The organism is Limobrevibacterium gyesilva (genome assembly GCF_025989185.1).
Classification (GTDB): domain Bacteria; phylum Pseudomonadota; class Alphaproteobacteria; order Acetobacterales; family Acetobacteraceae; genus Limobrevibacterium; species Limobrevibacterium gyesilva.
The window spans coordinates 592,009-607,580 of sequence record NZ_JAPDNT010000001.1; the positions used below are offsets into that span (position 1 = coordinate 592,009).

Here is a 15,572-nt window from a genome sequence, read left to right on the forward strand (position 1 = left end):
GATGGCGCTGCTGAAACCGGGAATCACGCCGCCAGGCCAGGGCGACGGCGGCACGGTATGGAACATCCTCGGCCAGACATACTACCTGAAGGAAAGCTGCGACTCCTCCTTCGCGTTCGAGGTCGTGGGCGACCCCGGCACCTTCGTCCCCCCGCATATCCATCCCACGCAGGACGAGTTCATCTACCTGATCGACGGCACGATGGAGCTCACGCTGGATGGCGCGCTGCACACGCTGGCCGCCGGCGGCATGGCGCGCATGCCGATGGGCATCCCCCACGGCTACAAGAACGTCGGCGACAAGACCGTTAGGGCGCTGTTCTGGGTGTCGCCCGCGCGCAAGCTGCACGAGCTGTTCAGCCGCATCCACAATGTGCCGGATCCGATGGAAGTGGTTCGCATCTCCGCAACCTGCGAAGTCAACTTCCTGCCGCCACCCGGCTGACGACGGCCGTGTGAGGGCGTGGATGCTGGAGCACGCACGGCATCCAGTCCGGCGCCTTCACCCTGCCTGCACGGGCTGCGGTTCCGGCTACACCTTCGCGAAGCCGGCGGTGACGGCATAGCCGCCTGCGATGGCGGCCAGCTCCTCGCGGCTGATCACGTCTTCCAGGCGGTCGAAACCGTCGGGCGCGCGGGCGGATACGACGTCGACGACCCGTTCCGGTCCGCCCATGCGGTTGAGCCGGACGATCTCGGCCGTCTTCGGCAACCGGTCGGCTTCGTAGGCGGCGAGGGCGGCGGGAGCGTCGGCTTCGTCCAGCAGCCGGGCCAGCAGCCTGGCGTCGAGGATCGCCTGGGAGGCGCCGTTGGACCCCACAGGATACATCGGGTGCGCGGCGTCGCCCAGCAGGGTCACGCGCCCCTGGGTCCACCAGGGCAGCGGATCGCGGTCGCACATGGGGTATTCGAAGAATTCCGGCGTGGCCCGCACCAGCGCCTCGATGTCGAGGAACGGCAGCCGGAACCGGCGCACGGTGGGCAGGATGTCGTCGAGCGCGCCGACGCGGCTCCAGTCCTCGCGCCGCGGCGGCGGCGTGCTGCCGTCGCCGGCCTTGATGCAGACAACCCAGTTGGTCAGGCGCCTTCCGTCGGCCGCGCGGGCGATCGGGTAGAGGACCAGCTTCTCCTGCATGTCGCCGGCGATGACCATGGAATCGCCGTCGAGGAACCGCGCGGCGTCGATGGCGCCGCGCCACATCATGATGCCCTGCCAGCGTATGCCGGGATCTTCCGGGTGCAGGATGGCGCGCGCGGCGGAGTGGATGCCATCGGCCGCCACCAGGGCGGCACCGCGCTCGGTCGCCACCGTGTTGCCGGCGCGGTCGGTGAAGGTAGCCGTGATGCCATCGGCGTCCTGGGTGAAGCCGGACAGATGGTGGCCGGTGCGCAGCGTTCCCGCGGGCAGCCGCTCGGCCGCGGCCTGCCATAGCACGCCCTGCAGGTGGCCGCGGTGGATGGAGAATTGCGGGACACTGTGCCCCGCATGCAGGCCCCGCTTCTCGCGCCACACCTCCTGGCCGAAGCGGTTCACGTAGATCAGTTCATGCGTCCGGATGCCCACCGCATCGAGCGCCGGCAGCAGGCCGAGGTCGGCGAGTTCCTTGATGGCGTGCGGCAGCGTGTTGATGCCCACGCCCAGCGGCCGCAGCTGGTCGGCCTGCTCGAACACGATGCAGGGGATGCCGCGCTCATGCAGCGACAGGGCCAGCGTCAGCCCGCCGATCCCGCCCCCGGCGATCAGGATGGTCATGCGATCCGCCACTCCGTTCCGCTCCGATTTCGTGTTGCTATGGTAGCAGATCGCGCGCCTTGCGCACCATCGCCGAGCCGGGATCGGCGAGTTGCCCGACGATGGTGAAGTGGTTGTGGCCGGGCAGCGCCTCCCACGTGCCGCCCCAGGCTTCGGCGATGCCACGCGACTGGCGGAGGTACTCCGCGCCCTCGTCCGCGCCGACAATGGCATGGATACGCCCGCCCGGGTGCGGCATGAACATCGGCGACAGGCGCCGCGCCTCGGCCTCATCGAGACGCAGGGCCGCGTTGACGCTGGTACGCATCAGCGGCGGCAGGTCGAACAGCCCGCTGATCGGCAGCCCCGCCGGTACCAGGTCCGCCGGCAGGCCGCGCGCCGGCCAATCAGTCGCCATCAGCATGGCCGCCAGGTGGCCACCGGCGGAATGGCCGGTGGCCAGCAGGCGCCTTGCGTGCCGGCGGTGCAGGAAGGCCACGGCATCGCGCAACTGTTCGGTGAGCTCGGTGAGCGTAACCTGCGGGCACAGGTCGTAGGACGGCACCGCCACTGCCACGCCGTGCGCCAACAGGCCGCGTGCGAGGTGGCTGAACATCGACTTGTCCAGCGCCTGCCAGTAGCCGCCATGGATGAACAGCGCGATCGGCGCATCGTGCGTCGCTCCTGGCCAGAACAGGTCCATAGCCTGGCGCGGCGTAGGACCGTAGCTCAGATCGAGCTCGGCATGGGCCTGCGCCGCGCGGAAAGCGGCGGCATCGCGCGCCCATCCAGCCATGATTGCGGGATGCTCGGGAACCTTCGCCCGGTTGTTGTACTCGGCCTCGTTGTCCGTCATGACTTCGTCCGCTCCACCCACCGGCTCTTCACGCGCCCTGCATTCTGCCGGGTCCAGAACGAACCGGCCAGATGGCCGCATCTGTGCATCGCCGGCTGCTGTCAGCACGTGATCGTGCCGACCGCTGTGAGCGGCACATCGAAGAGCAGGCGTGGCGGCCGTTCCAACAACTTGCCGTGAGACGGACGATTCCCCTCTCCTGCAGCAAGCGACGCGATACAATTCCCCACGGGTTGCGTGGCGCGCGGCATCGCTAGGCGGCCCGTGTTCCAGTGTGCGCAGTGACGTGACGCCGCCGGACCCGTTCGGCGGCCAAGCACCATTCGGCCGGCGCAAAATGCGCTTCGCAGGACTGCACAACAATAAGACTGGAGGACATCGTGTCCAAGAAACCGAATCTGCTCGCGGCTTCCATGCTCGCGACCCTGGGTGCCGCCGTGACGCCAGCCGTCCATGCACAGCCCGTCGACACAGCGCGTATCGAGGCGGGCAGCCCCAATGATTGGCTGACCTATCACGGCTCTTACAAGTCCTACCACTACAGCGGCCTCAGCCAGATCAATGCAGACAACGTCAAGGATCTGGGCGTCGCGTGGATCCATATTCCGGGCCGGTCGACGCGCGGACTGCAGTCGATGCCCGTGGTGGCGGATGGCGTGCTGTACTACACCGGCTCGTACAGCCGCACCTTCGCGTTGAACGGCGCGACGGGCGACGTGATCTGGTCCTATTTCCCCGAGCTGGACGACGCACTGGTCGCGCGGCAGACGCATTCTCCGTACAACCGTGGCGCGGCGATCGGCGACGGCCGCGTCTATGTCGGCACGGTGGACGGGCGCCTCATCGCGCTGGACATGAAGACCGGCAAGCCGGCATGGGACACCAAGCTCATCGATTCGCAAAAACTCACGGTCGGTTTCACCGGCGCCCCGCTCTATGCCAAGGGCACGGTCGTCATCGGCGCGCAAGGCGGCGAGTGGCCGGGCCGTGGCCCGATCTTCGGCGTTGACGCCGCCACCGGAAAGAAGAAGTGGGAGTTCCTGACCGTCGCCGGAACGGAGGACGCGAAGCAGAGCTGGGGCAACGAGTCCTGGCGCACGGGCGGCGGTGGCGGATGGATGCCGGGCACCTATGATTCGGAAACAGGCACGATCTGGTGGGGAACGGCCAACCCCGCGCCGCTGTATGACTGGTCCGGCCCCGACTACAAGACGTCCGGCGCACGGCCGGGCGACAACCTCTACACCTCGTCGGTCATCGGGCTCGACGTCGATACCGGCAACCTGAAGTTTTTCCATCAGGAACTGCCGCACGACACCTGGGACTTCGACAGCGCCGTGGGTGAGTTCGTGATGCTCGACCGTGACGGGCAGAAACTGGTCGTTCACCCCAACAAGAGCGGCTTCATCTTCGTCTACGACCGCGCCGCCAAGCTGCAGAACGTCTGGCCGATCGCCCAGAACATCAATTTCGTGAAGAGCATCGACCCCAAGACGGGTGAGTTGATCGGCCGGCGCGACTTCTCCGCGGGAAAGGTCAGCGAGCCGCTCTGCCCGCACATCTCGGGTGGTGTAAGCTGGAACTCTGGCTCCTACAGCCCGGCGACCGGGCTCTACTACAAGCTTGGCCAGGAGTGGTGCATGCGGCTGGAAGTCGTGAAGACGACGCCGGTCACGCAGCCGCAGGTGCAGCTGAACATCGGCGCGAACTTCACGATTGCGCCGCCACCCGGCGGCGAGATCTACGGCCATCTTGACGCGCGCGACCCGGTGACGGGCGCGAAGAAATGGGAGGTCCGCTACCCCGAGCCGCCGCTGGCCAGCGTTCTGTCCACCGCCGGCAACCTCGTGTTCGTGCCGGATTCGCGCGGCATCCTGCATGCCTACAACGCGCAGACGGGCGCCGAGCTCTGGAGCCATTCCGACGGCACCGGCCATCAGGGCGGCATCGTCAGCTACTTCGCCAACGGCAAGCAATACGTGGCCGTAACGGCGGGCTTCGGCGGCATGGCGACCGACGACTACGCGCCGACATTCGGCGGGCCGTACAAGAGCATGTCGCGCGATGACGGCGCGCTCGTCGTCTACAGCCTGAAATAGGGCCGCGCGGGCGATCGCGCAGCCACGGCCCATGTTCGGGACGACGCTCCCGGCGGTGGCCCTGCTGGCCGGACTGGCGTGTGTGATGCCAGGGACGGTCCGCATGGCCACCGCCCAAGGGGCGCCGGCGCAGGAAGGCGGGAAGCTGGATGTGAACCAGCTTTTTGCCGGCACCTGCGGTTGGTGCCATAGCGATGGCGGCCGCGTCGCCGGTAAGGGACCGAAGCTGATGGACACGGAGCGCAGCGACGAGTTCATTCGCAACCGCATCCGCAATGGCAAGGAGGGCGCGATGCCAGCGTTCGGTCAGATGTTCAGCGACGCGGACATCGACGCGATCATCAAATACATCCGCACCCTGAAACCCGACGAAGGATAGGAACGACAGCGACAAGGAGGGGCGTGCCGATGCGCAAGTCCGTGATGAAGCCGCGCCTGCTGGCAGTGCTGCTGGCCGCGGCAACTCTCCTTGCAACCCACGCCTCGGCACGTTCGCTGGACGGGATCCGCCAGCGCAGGGCGCTCGGCCTCTGCGCCCATCCCAATTCCCTGCCCTTCGCCAGCAAGGCCGCGGAACCGCCGGGATTCCAGATCGAGATGGGTCGCGCCCTGGCCGGCCAACTGGGGGTTTCGCTGGCCACGGACTGGATCATTTCGACTATCCAGATCCGGCGTGCCGATTGCGACATCGTGCTGGACGTGATCGCGGATCGCGAGGCGCAGGAAGAAAGCGGCCTTCGCATCTCCAAGCCCTATTACCGCACCGGCGCCGCGCTGACGGTGGACCCGGACAGTACGATCACCTCATTCCACAGCCTGAACGAACGCACGAAGGTCGGCGTCCAGGTCGGCTCCGCCGCCGCGATGGTCCTCGGCCGCAGGCATGTGGGGATATCGATCTTCGGCTTCGAGGATGACGCGCTGGATGCCTTGATCAATCATGAAATCGACGCCGCGACGGTAACGCCGGCAACGGCCGGCTATTACAATCTCAGGCATCCCGGCAGGACGGTCCGCGTGCTGGGCCTGGATGACAGCGACCCGATCCTGTCGTGGAACGTCGCGGTCGGCATGATGCGGCCGGACGAACGCCTCCGTGCCGCCATCGATGAGGCGTTGGACAGCTTGCGCTCCGCGGGCACGATCGGGACGATCTACGGGCGGTACGGGATCACCCTGCTGTCGCCGCAATAGCGGCAGCCCGGCCGCATCAGCCGCGCGCGCTCCGCCCCTCGATCGGATAGGCCGGATCGTTGTAACCCGGCGTGGACGGATGTCCGGGCGCCACCAGCCGGTCCACCAGCGCCTCGTCCTCGACGGTCAGGCGGTATGCCAGCGCGCCGACATACTCCTCCCACTGCGCCTCCGTTCGCGGGCCGGCAATGGCGCCGGTCACCAGGCTGTTGTTCAGCACCCAGGCCAGCGCGAACTGACCGGGCGTGATGCCCCGTGCGGCGGCGTGCCGGGCCAGCGCCTCGGCGATGTGCAGGCTTTCTTCCCGCCACTCGGTTTCCAGAAGGCGCTTGTCCTGGCGGCCCGCCCGGGTGCCTTCGGGCGGCGGCGCGCCGGCGCGGTATTTGCCGGTCAGCACGCCCCGCGCCAAGGGGCTGTAAGGGAACACGCCCAGGCCGAGATGGGCGCATGCCGGCAGGTGTTCCACTTCCACCATGCGGTTGAGCGCGTTGTACAGGGGCTGGCTGACGACCGGGCGGTCGATGCCGGCCTCGTCACACAGGCGGCAGATCTCCGCCACCCGCCAGGCCCGGTAGTTGGAAACGCCGAAATGGCGGATCTTCCCGGCACGCACGAGGTCGGCGAGCGCGTGAACGGTCTCGGCCAGCGGCGTCGTGTGGTCTTCCTTGTGCAGGTACAGCACGTCGATCGTCTCCACGCCCAGGCGGCGCAGGCTCGCCTCCGCGGCGCACTGGACATGACGGCGTGAGGTGCCGCGGGAGTTCGGATCGCTGCCCGTCGGGTTGGCGAGCTTGGTGGCGAGGATCCACCAGTCGCGGTTCGCGGCGATGGCGCGGCCCACCACCTCCTCCGACCGACCTTCGTTGTAGGCGTCGGCGGTATCGATGAAGTTCACGCCCTGGGCGCGGGCGCGGGCGATGATGCGCAACGCGGTCGCCTCGTCGGTCGCGCCGCCGAACATCATGGCACCGAGGCACAGCGGCGACACCTTCAGGCCGCTGTGTCCGAGATTGCGATATTCCATGATCCTCTCCCCCGCCCGTGGCGTCCGATGTTCGAGACTAGGCAGCATAACCCCGGGCGGCTTTGATGCACCCATGGAACCGAAGCACGAGACCGCACGGCCATCGCTGGCCGCCCTGGCCTGGGTGTTCATGTCGATCGGGATGCAAAGCTTCGGCGGCGGCATGTCCGCCTGGATCTGGCGCGAGGTCGTGCTGAGCCGGCGATGGCTGACCGAAGGGCAGTTCGTCGGCGGCATGGCGCTGTCGCAGATCACGCCGGGGGCGAACGGGGTGAACCTGGCGGTGTTCGTGGGCACCACGCTGCGCGGACCTGCGGGTGCGCTGGCGGCGCTGGCGGGCATGCTGCTGGTGCCGGTGATTGCCGTGCTGGTGCTGGGAGCCGCCTTCACCGAAGTCCGCGACGTGCCTGGCATCGGCTCCGCCATGGCCGGGCTGGGCGCGGCCGCCATCGGCATGACCGCGGCCAACGGCCTGCGCATGAGCCGCAACAACATCCGCGACATTCCGGGCGGCCTGGTGATGGCCACGACCGCCGCTGCTGTCGGGATCGGCGGGTTGCCGCTGCTGCCGGTGCTGCTGGCGATGCTGCCGGTCAGCCTGCTGTTGGCGTGGCGGCGATGATCGCCATTCTCCTGCAACTCGCCGGGCTGTTCCTGGTGCTGTCGCTGCTGGCGGTGGGCAGCGCCAACTCCGTGCTGCCGGACATGCAGCGTGCCGCGGTCCAGACCTATCATTGGATGACCGACCGGGAGTTCCTGGACCTGTTCGCCATCTCCCGCGTCGCCCCCGGCCCCGGGTCGCTGATCGTGGCGCTGATCGGCCAGAAGGCCGCGGGACTGCCGGGCGCGGCAGTGGCGACGGTGGCGATGTTCACGCCGTCGTGCCTGCTGGTGCATCTGGTCGCGCGCGTCTGGCACCGGTTGCGTGACGCCGCATGGCGTGAGCGGGCCGAAGCCGGGCTGGGCCCCGTCGTGGTCGGGCTGATCCTCGCCAGCGCCCTGGTGCTGGTGCGCGGAACCCAGCACGCGCTGCCCGCCTACGCCCTCACCGCCGCGGCAACGCTGGTGCTGACGGCGACCGAGTTGCATCCGCTCTGGGTGCTGGGCGCCGGCGCCTTGGCCGGGTGGCTGCTGGGGCTTTGAGTCCGGCTGGGCGTGGGCTGCAACACTCCGGAACACGCCGCCCTCATTTCGCCACCAATCCCACATGGCCGCGCCATTGGCCCGCGCCAGGCTGATGCCATCGGGAGGTTGACCCCATGCGCATACTGGCTGCGATCGCTCTCTCCGCGTCCCTGCTGACGGCCGCCTGCACCACGCCCGACGGCCGCTTCGATGCCGGCAACACACTGGCGCTGACGGCGGGACTCGCAGCGCTGGGCGGCATCGCCTACCTCGCCACCCGAGATGACGGCGACCGGCATCAGGGGTATGGGAATCGCCACGGCTATGGCCAGCGCTACGGCGGTGGCGGCCACATGCGGGGCCGCGGCTGGTAGGCGAGAATCGCAGTGCGTCAAATCGACGTGAAAGTCGGTTTTAACGCCGTAACCAATTGTTAAATTGTTCCACCTGGTGAATCTTCCCCCGCGAACACGATTTGGTGAGTAGCGGGGCGATCCCATGCCCGAAGATAATCGTCGCCGGAGCCTGCCGCCAGCCGCCGGCGGCACGGGTCGACGGCTGTGAACCTTTTGTCGACGCGCGGGATCTGGGGCGGCAGCGAGACCTGGTCTATCGACGAAGCGCTGGGCCTGTCGCTCGCCAGCGATCTTGCGATGTTGGCCGCCGGCGAACTGTTCGATGCCGCCTGGTACCTGGAGGCCAATCCCGATATCGCCGCAACCGGGCTGGAACCCGCCACGCATTTCGCGAGACATGGCTGGCGCGAAGGGCGCCGGCCGAACCTGTATTTCGACACAGCCTGGTATCTGCGGCAGAACCCCGACGTGGCCCGCATCGGCATCAATCCGGTGCTGCACTACATGTCGGCCGGCGAGGCCGAAGGCCGGGCGCCGGCGGCGCATTTCGATCTCGCCTGGTATGCACAGCGCCACCAACCGGATCCGGGGTTGACGTTTCTCGCGCATTTCCTGCGCCGCCGCCGCACCGGCACGGTCAGCCCGCTGCCCGAGTTCGACCCCGACTTCTACCTGACGCGGTACCACGACGTGGCCGCGGCCGGCGTCGATCCGTTCGAGCATTATCTGCTGACCGGCTACAAGGAAGGCCGCGACCCCTCGGCGGAGTTCGACAGCAGGTTCTACCTGCGCCGCTATCTCGACGTCGATGCAACGCAGAATCCGTTGCTGCACTATCGCCAGCACCGGCACGCGGTGCGGCTGCATCCGCGGCAGCCGGCATCGGAAGTCGACGTGTTCCAGGAGGTACGCCGGTTCAGCCGCCCCGGCCCGGATTTCGAAGAGGTGGCGCCGCTGCCGCGCACCGCGCAGCGTCGCGCCAAGGTGCTGGCCTATTACCTGCCGCAATTCCACGCCGTGCCGGAGAACGATGCCTGGTGGGGCCGCGGCTTCACCGAATGGACCGCCACGGCACGGGGCATGCCGCGCTTCGCCGGCCACTACCAGCCCCGGATACCCCGCGACCTCGGGCATTACACGCTGGGCGGCCCGGCTGCCGACACCGCAACGATGCATCGCCAGGTGGCCATGGCGCGCGACGCCGGGCTGTTCGGCTTCGTCCAGTATTTCTACTGGTTCAACGGCCGGCGCCTGCTGGAACGCCCGCTGGAGGCATATCTTGCGGACGCGTCGCTCGATTTCCCGTTCTGCCTCATGTGGGCGAACGAGAACTGGACGCGCCGCTGGGACGGCTCGGACCACGAGGTGCTGATCTCGCAGGATTACGACGCCGCCGACGATCCTGCGCTGATCGACACCTTCGCCCGGCACTTCCGCGACCCCCGCTACATCCGCATCGGCGGCCGGCCGCTGCTGATGGTCTACCGCGCCCGTGAGATCCCGGACACCCGCGCCACGGTCGCGCGCTGGCGCCGCCTGTTCGCCCGGCGGCATGGCGAAAACCCGGTGCTGGTGATGTCGCAGAGCTTCGATGCAATCGATCCGCGCGACTGGGGCTTCGACGGCGCCATCGAGTTCCCGCCGCACAAGCTCGGCACCGGGCTGCAGCGCCGCAACGCCGAGCTGACCTATTTCGACCCCGGCGCCGACGGCCACGTGTTCAGCTACGACGACATCGTCGCCGCCTCCCTGGCCGAGGAGCCGCCTGCCTTCCCGCTGATCAAGACCGCAGTGCCGAGCTGGGACAACGACGCCCGCCGGCAAGGCGCCGGACTGGTACTGCACGGCTCGACGCCGGCGAAATACCAGGCCTGGATGGAGGCGCTGGTGGAACGCGCGCGGGCGCACCCGCTCATGGGCGAGCGGTTCGTGTGCGTGAACGCGTGGAACGAATGGGCCGAGGGCGCGTATCTGGAGCCCGACGTGCATTTCGGCGCCGCCTACCTCAACGCCACCGCCCGCGCCGTGACGCGCACCGGCCCCGACGAGGCCACGGCCAAGCTGTTGCTGGTCGGCCACGACGCCTTCCCCGCCGGCGCCCAGCAATTGCTGCTGCGGCTGGCCCGCCAACTCCAGCGCGTTTCGGGCGTGCATGTGGAATACCTGCTGCTGGGCGACGGCAAGCTGGCGCCGGACTACGCCGCGACCGCGCCGGGCGCCATGATCGCCGACCCCGCGCGCCAGCAGGCGCAACTCGCGGCACTGATCGCATCATGGGCGGGGCGCGGCTTCACCGCCGCCATCGTCAATACCGCCGCCGCCGCCTGGATCGTGCCGCAACTTCGCGCCGCCGGCATCGCGGCCACGCTGCTGGTGCACGAAATGCCACGGCTGATCCGCGAGAAGAACCTGCTTGAGGGCGCCCGCGTGGGGGCCGAGGCGGCCGAACGCATCGTCTTCCCCTCCGCCTTCGTGCGCGACCGTTTCGCCGAGCTGATCCCCTTCCCGCCGGCGCGCGCCGACGTGATGCCGCAAGGCGTCTATCGCATGGCCGCCTTCTCGGCCAAGGCGCGGCGCCGGCGGCGCGCGAAGCTCGGCATCGGGCGCGGCACCACGCTGGTGCTGGGCGCCGGCTATGCCGATCTGCGCAAGGGTTTCGACCTGTTCCTGCAGGCCTGGCGGGCCGCGCGCCGGCGCCGCGCGGACGTGATGTTCTGCTGGATCGGCGACATCGATCCGCTGCTGCGCACCTATCTGGGCCACGAAATCAAGGCCGCCGAGGCAACCGGCAGCTTCCGCTTCGCCGGCTTCCAGGACGAGACCGCGAGCTGGTTCAGCGCCGCCGACGCCTTCGCGCTGACCTCACGCGAGGACCCCTTCCCCTCGGTGGTGCTGGAGGCGCTGGCGGCCGGCCTGCCAACCGTCGCCTTCAAGGGCAGCGGCGGCATCCCCGACATGCTCCGCGAGCACCGCTGCGGCAGCGTCGTCGCCATGGCCGACGCCGCGGCAATGGCCCGGGCGCTGCTGCGTGTGGCCGGCGATACCCGGGCGGCCCGCGGTCGGGCTCGGCTGGCTGCCCTCGCCCGCACGCACTTCGCCTTCGACCGTTACGCCGACGCGCTGCTGCGCACCGCGCACCCGGGCATCGTGCCCATCTCGGTCGCCGTGCCCAGCTACAACTATGCCGGCTACCTCGAGCAGCGGCTGACCTCGGTGTTCGCCCAGACCTATCCGGTGACGGAGGTCCTGCTGCTCGACGACGCCTCCACCGATGCCAGCGTCGCAGTGGCCCGCCGCATGGCCGAGGACTGGAAGCGCGACATGGCGGTGCACGTGAATTCCGCCAATTCAGGCTCGGTGTTCCACCAGTGGCGGCGCGCAGCCGAGCTGGCGCACGGCGACTACATCTGGATCGCCGAGGCCGACGACGACGCCGACCCCGCGCTGCTGGCCAACCTCGCCGCCCTGCTGAGCAGCATGCCGGACATCGAGCTCGCCTTCTGCGACAGCCGCGCGATCGACGGCGACGGCCAGCCGCTCTGGCCCAGCTACCGCGCCTACTACGCCGAGAGCGGTGCGCCGGCCCTGGCCCAGGACGGCATCTTCCCGGCCCGCGACTTCGCCCGCCAGTTCCTCAGCGAGCGCAACCTGATCCTGAACGCCAGCGCGGTGGTGTGGAAACGCGAGGCCCTGCTAGCCGCGCTCGACCGTTGCGGCGACGAGCTGGCCGGCTTCCGTGTCGCCGGGGATTGGCGGATCTACATAGAACTAATGCACGCCAGCACAGGCCATGTCGCCTATGTCGCGACACCGCTGAACGCACACCGCCGGCACGACGCCAGCGTGACCCATGCCCTGCACGGCGCGGCCCATGTGGACGAGATCGCGCGCATGCACAAGGTGATCCGCGCCCGCCTGGACCCGGACCCAGCGACGCTCGCACGCCAGGCGACCTACCTGCGATCGGTGTCGCGGCAATTCGAACTGGACGCGGCGGCGTAGCGGATCACAGCCACGGATTCCGGCATAGCAACGGACCCGACGGTGCCTGGTTCACCGCGATCCGTCCGCAGTCAAAACCCGATGAAACAGCGCCGGCGCCTCGATCTCCTGTAGTTTGCCGCCTTCGATCAGCAGGAACCGCGTGCCGATCGCCTTTACGAAGCTGCGATCATGGGAGACCAGGATGCAGGTCGCCCGGTGCGCCAGGATCTCCGCCTCCAGCTTCTCCTGCCCGGCGATGTCGACATGGTTCGTCGGCTCGTCCATCAAATAGAGGTTCGGCTCGGCCAACCGCAGCGCCAGCAAGCCAAGCCGTGCCTTCTGGCCCGACGAAAGGCGCGCGATGACCTGGCGCTGCATGTCCGCCGGAAAGCCCGCGCCCGCCAGCAGGCTGACGCTACGCTGGTCACCAAGCCGGAACCTGCCGCTGATGAGGCCAAGCGGGGTTTCCTTGCCCGGAAGCTGCGACATCTGCTGGTCCACATACCCTGGCACGACCGTTGCGCTGATCCGCACACCTGGCACCGTTTCGCGCTCCGTCAGTGCCCGGCTCAGCAGGGCCACGAATTGCGACTTGCCCACGCCGTTACGGCCGAGCAGAACGATGCGGTCCTGCTGGAACACATCCAGCTTCTCCACGCGGAACAGTGTCCGGTGATCCGGCGCGTGGACAGTAAGATCAGCCAGCGCGATCAGCACCCGCGCATGCGTGCCGCGATTGGCAAGGCGGATGTCGCCGGGCTTGTCCGCATGCACCGGCCGCAGCTGCTGTTCGAGGCCCTCGGCGCGCCGCACCATCTGCATGGATTTCTTCAAGGCCGCATCACTGTGGCTGTTGATGCCGATGTTGCGCAGGGCATTCGCACTGCGGCGCAGACGCCCGGCCTCGCTTGTGTCCTTCGCAAGCCTCGCCGCCTGCGCCGCGTCGTCCTCTGCCAGCAGGCTCCTGGCCCGGGTATAGGGATGGGCATAGAGCCGCGACAGATCCGGGCGCAGAAACAATGTCCTGGTCGTGCAGGCATCGAGGAACTGACGGTCATGGCTGGCGACCACCAACGGGATCTGCCGCGCGGCCGATTTGAGCCAATCTTCCAGCAGCTGGATCTTCTCCAGGTCCAGATGATTGGTCGGCTCGTCGAGCAGAAGCGCGTCGGGATCGCAGACCCAGGCCCGGGCGATGAGGGCGAGCCGCTGCCAGCCGCCGCTCAGCGCCCGAATGGGCTGGTCACGCATCTGAGTGGACGCTGCGAATTCGTCGAGCACCATATCGACCCGCCAGGCCTGGGCGTCCCGCTCCAAGGGCGGGATGGCGCGTCGGACCGCCTCCGCGAACGGAAGATCCAGCAAGTTGGCTGCGACTTCCTGTTCCACCAGTCCAACGCGCAGGCCGCGCGAGCGAGTGATCTCGCCGGTGGTTGGCTCCATCAGGCCGGCCAGGCATTTGAGCAGAGTGGATTTGCCGGCGCCATTGCCGGCTACCAGGCCGATACTGTCGGCCTCGCCAATGATGATATTCAGACCCTGGAACAGCGGTCGGGTGGCCAGGAAACCCACGTCACGCAGAGCGATCGAGCCCATTTCCGTCTCACTTGGGTCACGCCGGGCGAGTCGGCGTTCGTGCCGAAAGGGAAGACGTGTGCGCCTGGCAGCGATACGCCGCCGGCGCCGGGATCGTTCAAGGCAAGCCTAAGGACTCTGAGTTCGCAGGCGCGTCAGGTCCGACTGATGGCCAGCCCCACGACGTCCCGTCGCGGGGCGGCCAGAGGGCCGCGCGGATGATGCTGGTTGTATGCCATCACTGCAGCCCTCCTTCGGTCGACGATGAACCCGGCCGGACCGTAGCGGGGCATCGGTATTCGTTGCAAGTGCGCGGAACGGCGCGATCGCCGTGTGCCACACAGGCTCCGTGGCCGGGTCTGCGTCCACTCCGGCATCGGTTACCGATCGGCGGTCGTCTTGCGCCGCTCGGCCCGCTCAGGCCGCCACGCCGCTCCGGCTGGCAACCTTGCGGCGGGTCGGCTTGCCCGCGCTCACCGTCGGCGCGAATTTCGGGCTTTCCGCCGCGATCTCCCCCAGCCGGGCTAGCACGCGCAGCCCGACAGCACGATTGCCGTGGGTGCGCAGCACATCGGCCTGACCGCGCCGTGCGATACAGCCGCCGCGGGCGGGATCGTCCAGCACCGGGCGCAGCAGCGCGAAGGCGTGGTCAACGTCCGGGTTGGCCCAGGACTGGCCTTTCCAGTGCGGATAATCGTCGCGCTTCAGCCGGACCATGTCGTGCCGCACCAGCAGCGAATTCTCGGCGGTCATGAAATCGACATTGCCCGACCAGCCCGTTCCTAGCACCAGCTTGCCCAACGCCATCGCTTCGCCCAGCCCGCGGCCGAACCCTTCGGCACGATGCAACGAGACGAAACAGTCGCACGCGTTGATGAGACTCTTCACGGCGAACGTGTCGAGCGGGGTGGAGATCACCTTGATCTGCGGATCGGTCTTCAGCTCGGCGGCCCACTCCTCGGCGCCGCGCTCGCCGTTCTTGACCTTCAGCACCATCTGCACGTCGCGGAACGGCGACTCCGCACGGATCCGCTCCAGTAGCGCGCGCACCGCCTCCGGGTTCTTGCGGGTGGCGTAGGAGGACAGGTCGAAGAAGTTCAGCAGCACGAAAGCGGATTCGCGGATGCCGAAATGGCGCCGTGGCAGGCAGGGCCCCGGCTCCATCTCCACCGCCTGGCCGATCAGGTGGCTGCGCAGGCCAGAGGTCGTCAGGCTGTCGCCGATGAAGCGCGACAGCGCCCAGACCTCGTCGAATTTCTGCAGCTGCGGCGCCCATTCCTTGGGATAGGCCGGCAATTCCCAGGCCGGGACGATGATGTTGTAGCCATCGGCGAAGCTGTTCCCGCGCGCCTCGAAGGCGGCGATCACGCGCTCCACCTCGTCGCCGTTGATGTGGAATATGCGGATGCCCGGCGGCACGTCATCGCGTTCCAGCGTGCCGATGATGCGCGCATGCGTGGCATCGGTGCGCTGGGCGTAGCGGAAGATGTCGAACACCCGGTGATGCAGGAGCACGGCGGTGCAGGCCTGGATGTGGCTGCGCAGCTGCTCGCCCATGCCGATCGGCGCCCAGGGATGGCCGATGATGGTGATGGGGATATCGTCGAGGTTGCGGGCGTCAGCCATG

Annotated in this window: 13 protein-coding genes; 8 read left to right on the forward strand and 5 right to left on the reverse strand. The window is 68.3% G+C overall.

What is annotated here, in order from left to right:
• The first annotated feature begins 1 nt into the window (after position 1).
• Positions 2-445, forward strand: a complete 444-nt coding sequence (locus OL599_RS02865; protein ID WP_264712084.1) for a cupin domain-containing protein — start codon at positions 2-4, stop codon at positions 443-445.
• Between the two features lie 87 nt (positions 446-532).
• Here OL599_RS02865 and OL599_RS02870 read toward each other — a convergent pair whose 3' ends face one another.
• On the reverse strand, positions 533-1,753 hold the full coding sequence (locus tag OL599_RS02870) for a flavin-dependent oxidoreductase (RefSeq protein ID WP_264712085.1): 1,221 nt from the start codon (positions 1,751-1,753) through the stop codon (positions 533-535).
• Positions 1,754-1,790: 37 nt separating this feature from the next.
• Positions 1,791-2,588, reverse strand: a complete 798-nt coding sequence (locus tag OL599_RS02875) for an alpha/beta hydrolase (protein WP_264712086.1) — start codon at positions 2,586-2,588, stop codon at positions 1,791-1,793.
• Between the two features lie 380 nt (positions 2,589-2,968).
• Between OL599_RS02875 and OL599_RS02880 the strand changes: the two genes are divergently transcribed.
• The 3 genes from OL599_RS02880 to OL599_RS02890 all read left to right on the forward strand — a co-directional run bounded on the left by OL599_RS02880 (position 2,969) and on the right by OL599_RS02890 (position 5,881).
• Positions 2,969-4,687: an outer membrane protein assembly factor BamB family protein gene (locus tag OL599_RS02880; RefSeq protein ID WP_264712087.1), complete on the forward strand. Its 1,719-nt coding sequence runs from the start codon at positions 2,969-2,971 to the stop codon at positions 4,685-4,687.
• A 103-nt stretch (positions 4,688-4,790) separates the two neighbouring features.
• Positions 4,791-5,066 carry a c-type cytochrome gene (locus OL599_RS02885; RefSeq protein ID WP_264712088.1) on the forward strand — a complete coding sequence of 92 codons (276 nt, stop codon included), beginning with the start codon at positions 4,791-4,793 and terminating at the stop codon, positions 5,064-5,066.
• Between the two features lie 44 nt (positions 5,067-5,110).
• The gene (locus OL599_RS02890) at positions 5,111-5,881 is read left to right on the forward strand and encodes a substrate-binding periplasmic protein (RefSeq protein ID WP_264712089.1); all 771 of its coding nucleotides are present in this window, start codon (positions 5,111-5,113) and stop codon (positions 5,879-5,881) included.
• 16 nt (positions 5,882-5,897) lie between these two features.
• Here the strand turns inward: OL599_RS02890 and OL599_RS02895 are convergent, their stop codons facing one another.
• A complete protein-coding gene (locus tag OL599_RS02895) occupies positions 5,898-6,905 on the reverse strand; it encodes an aldo/keto reductase (RefSeq protein WP_264712090.1) in 1,008 nt (335 codons plus the stop codon).
• A 73-nt stretch (positions 6,906-6,978) separates the two neighbouring features.
• On the opposite strand from OL599_RS02895, the gene OL599_RS02900 reads away from it, so the two are divergent.
• The 4 genes from OL599_RS02900 to OL599_RS02915 all read left to right on the forward strand — a co-directional run bounded on the left by OL599_RS02900 (position 6,979) and on the right by OL599_RS02915 (position 12,388).
• The gene (locus tag OL599_RS02900) at positions 6,979-7,527 is read left to right on the forward strand and encodes a chromate transporter (RefSeq protein ID WP_264712092.1); all 549 of its coding nucleotides are present in this window, start codon (positions 6,979-6,981) and stop codon (positions 7,525-7,527) included.
• The gene (locus OL599_RS02905; RefSeq protein ID WP_264712093.1) at positions 7,524-8,048 is read left to right on the forward strand and encodes a chromate transporter; all 525 of its coding nucleotides are present in this window, start codon (positions 7,524-7,526) and stop codon (positions 8,046-8,048) included. The genes OL599_RS02900 and OL599_RS02905 overlap by 4 nt, the downstream gene beginning before the upstream one ends.
• A gap of 116 nt (positions 8,049-8,164) precedes the next feature.
• Complete coding sequence (locus tag OL599_RS02910) at positions 8,165-8,404, forward strand: hypothetical protein (protein ID WP_264712094.1); 240 nt, start codon at positions 8,165-8,167, stop codon at positions 8,402-8,404.
• A 186-nt stretch (positions 8,405-8,590) separates the two neighbouring features.
• Positions 8,591-12,388: a glycoside hydrolase family 99-like domain-containing protein gene (locus OL599_RS02915; protein ID WP_264712095.1), complete on the forward strand. Its 3,798-nt coding sequence runs from the start codon at positions 8,591-8,593 to the stop codon at positions 12,386-12,388.
• A 51-nt stretch (positions 12,389-12,439) separates the two neighbouring features.
• On the opposite strand, the gene OL599_RS02920 is transcribed toward OL599_RS02915, so the two are convergent.
• Positions 12,440-13,966, reverse strand: a complete 1,527-nt coding sequence (locus OL599_RS02920) for an ATP-binding cassette domain-containing protein (RefSeq protein WP_264712097.1) — start codon at positions 13,964-13,966, stop codon at positions 12,440-12,442.
• 396 nt (positions 13,967-14,362) lie between these two features.
• Entirely contained in the window at positions 14,363-15,571 is a 1,209-nt protein-coding gene (locus OL599_RS02925) for a glycosyltransferase (RefSeq protein WP_264712098.1), read from the reverse strand.
• Position 15,572 lies beyond the last annotated feature (1 nt).